Origin of the sequence: Streptomyces sp. NPDC057638, assembly GCF_042800315.1 — a bacterium.
GTDB lineage: Bacteria > Actinomycetota > Actinomycetes > Streptomycetales > Streptomycetaceae > Streptomyces.
On sequence record NZ_JBHVHF010000541.1, the window covers coordinates 1 to 2,665 of the forward strand.

The window sequence follows — 2,665 nt, forward strand, 5'->3', positions numbered from 1 at the left end:
GGGCGCCCCTGTCGACCCATACGGGCCCTGCACCGGGCCCCACCCCTGCCAGGACGCCTTCCCTCTCCCCCGCACCCGGCGGAGCGGCCCCACACCGGCCCCTCGCCGGGGTGACACGTGGCACGGCGCGACGACCGCGACCCTGACGGCGGCGCTCGGGGGCTCCACCCCTCAGCGCCACACGACCGGTACGCGGACAGGGGAGGCGCCCGCCCGCCGCGAGCTCGGTGACGGGCGCCGGCCACCGCAGACACCACGGCCACCACGGCCACCACGGCCACCACGGCCAGCGGAGCCCACGGCTCCCGCCGATGGCGCCCCGCGTGCGCGACACCCCTTCCGCACGCCTCCCCCGCCCACCCGTGTGCGCGACACCCTTCCGCACCCCCGGCGCCGCGCCTCCGCCTCCGCCGCCGCGCGCCCGGCGGACCCGCCCGGCGGGCGGGTCCCGACCCGCTACCGCCCCGGACCCGCCGTGTCCCGTGATTCGCCGGGAAGCCAGTTCATCACTTAGAGATTGATGGTCATCCGTTTACGATCGCTTTAGAAAACAACTACGCTGCGTCATCAAGGCGTTGGAGGCAGTCCATGCACCAAACGGACGGGTCCCGGCCCGGCACCACGCCCGCACCTGGAAAATTACCTCTGGACCGCAGAGCACAGACACGCCGCTCCTCCCTTTCCCTTCCGGAAAACCTGCCGCTCGACAACTGGAAGGCCATCGGCGAGCAAATCTTCGTCATTGCCGACTCCTCAGCGTGGTGGCTCGGCGACTGGCTGATATACGGCCAGGACAAGTACCCCCACCGCTATCGCGAAGCGATTGACGGAACCTCGCTCGACTACCAGACGCTGCGCAACTACGCCTGGATCGCCCGGAAGTTCCCGGCGTCCCGCCGGCGGTACGGGCTCAGCCTCCAGCACCACGCGGAGGTCGCCGCCCTGTCCGCCGCCGAGCAGGACCTCTGGCTGGAGCGGGCGGAACGGGAGGGCTGGTCCCGCAACGAGCTACGGCGCCAGTTGCGTACCGCGCGCCGGGGCGAGGCGGCCGGGGGCGAGGAGACCCCAGGCCAGGAGGCCGGAGCGGACCAGCTGGCGGACGCCTTGGAGGTCACCCCCTCGGCCGAGCAGTACGAACGCTGGGAGCGGGCGGCCGAGCGGGCCGAGAGCGATCTGAGCGGCTGGATCATCGAGAGAGTCGACGAAGCCGCCGCTTCCGCACTCCGATTCCCGCTGACGTAGTTCTTTCCCCATACCTGTGACTCCTGCGCTCACGTACCCTCAAGAACGCGTCGACGGGCCCTTGTTCATGACGAAGAGGCCATGGGTACCGACCCTTTCAGCGAGGAGCCGTATATGCAGGAAACATCCGTGTGCCGCATTTGCGACGGAGTGGTCACCGAATTCATAGACTTCGGCAAGCAGCCGCTCTCGGACCGATTCGCCTCCCCTTCGGACAGCTCGCCCGAGCCGTTCTTCCGGCTGGCGGTCGGAAGCTGCTCCTCCTGCACGATGGTGCAGCTGCTGGAGGAGATGCCCCGGGAATCCATGTTCCACGAGGACTACCCGTACCACTCCTCGGGTTCGAGCTGGATGCGTGAACACTTCACCGCCACGGCCCAGCGGTTCATCGACACCGAACTGACCGGTCCTGACCCCTTCATCGTCGAACTCGGCTGCAATGACGGGGTCATGCTCTCCACCATCGCGCGGGCGGGCATCCGGCACCTGGGTGTGGAGCCCTCCGGTGGTGTCGCGGATGTGGCCGCGACCCATGGGGTCCGGGTGCGGAAGGACTTCTTCGAGGAGTCCACGGCGGCCGGGATCCTCACCGACGACGGCCAGGCCGACGTCATCTTCGCCGCGAACACGCTCTGCCACATCCCCTATATGGCCTCGGTGCTGCGGGGCGTGGCGACCCTGCTGGCGCCCAACGGGGTGTTCGTCTTCGAGGACCCGTACTTCGGCGACATCGTCCGCAAGACGTCCTTCGACCAGATCTACGACGAGCACTTCTACTTCTTCACCGCACGGTCGGTACAGGAGATGGCGGCCCGGTACGGTCTTGAGCTCGTCGACGTGGAGCGCCTCCCCGTGCACGGCGGGGAGGTCCGCTACACCCTGGCGCGGGCGGGCGCCCGGCAGCCCACGGCGGCCGTGGCGGAGCTGCTCGCCGAGGAGGAGGCCACGCGGCTCACCGAGCGGGAGACCCTGGAGGGCTTCGCCCGCACGGTGCTGAAGATCCGCGACGATCTGGTGGCCCTGTTGCGCGAGCTGAAGGCCGCGGGCAAGACGGTGGCCGGTTACGGCGCCACCGCCAAGAGCGCCACGGTGCTGAACTTCTGCGGGATCGACTCCGAGCTGATCTCGTACGTCAGTGACACCACCCCGGCCAAGCAGGGGCGGGTGACGCCGGGCAGCCATATCCCCGTCGTGCCGCCGTCCGTCTTCGCCGACGGTTACCCCGACTACGCGGTGCTCTTCGCCTGGAACCACAAGGAGGAGATCCTCGCGAAGGAGGAGGCGTTCCAGCGGTCCGGTGGCCGGTGGATCGGTTACGTACCCGAGGTGCATGTGATCTGACGCCTCCCGGCGCCCGCGACACCAGAACACCAGATGCACCGCGCACACCAGGGCGGCGGCGCGGGAGGGCTCGGGCATGGAG

The 2,665-nt window shown here is 69.3% G+C and carries 2 protein-coding genes; both read left to right on the top strand.

Going from position 1 to position 2,665, the window contains the following annotated elements; translation table 11 throughout:
- The first annotated feature begins 588 nt into the window (after nt 1-588).
- On the top strand, nt 589-1,242 hold the full coding sequence (locus ACFVIM_RS34530) for an LmbU family transcriptional regulator (protein WP_384310178.1): 654 nt from the start codon (nt 589-591) through the stop codon (nt 1,240-1,242).
- Nucleotides 1,243-1,356: 114 nt separating this feature from the next.
- On the top strand, nt 1,357-2,583 hold the full coding sequence (locus ACFVIM_RS34535) for a methyltransferase domain-containing protein (protein ID WP_384310180.1): 1,227 nt from the start codon (nt 1,357-1,359) through the stop codon (nt 2,581-2,583).
- The last annotated feature ends 82 nt before the right edge of the window (nt 2,584-2,665 follow it).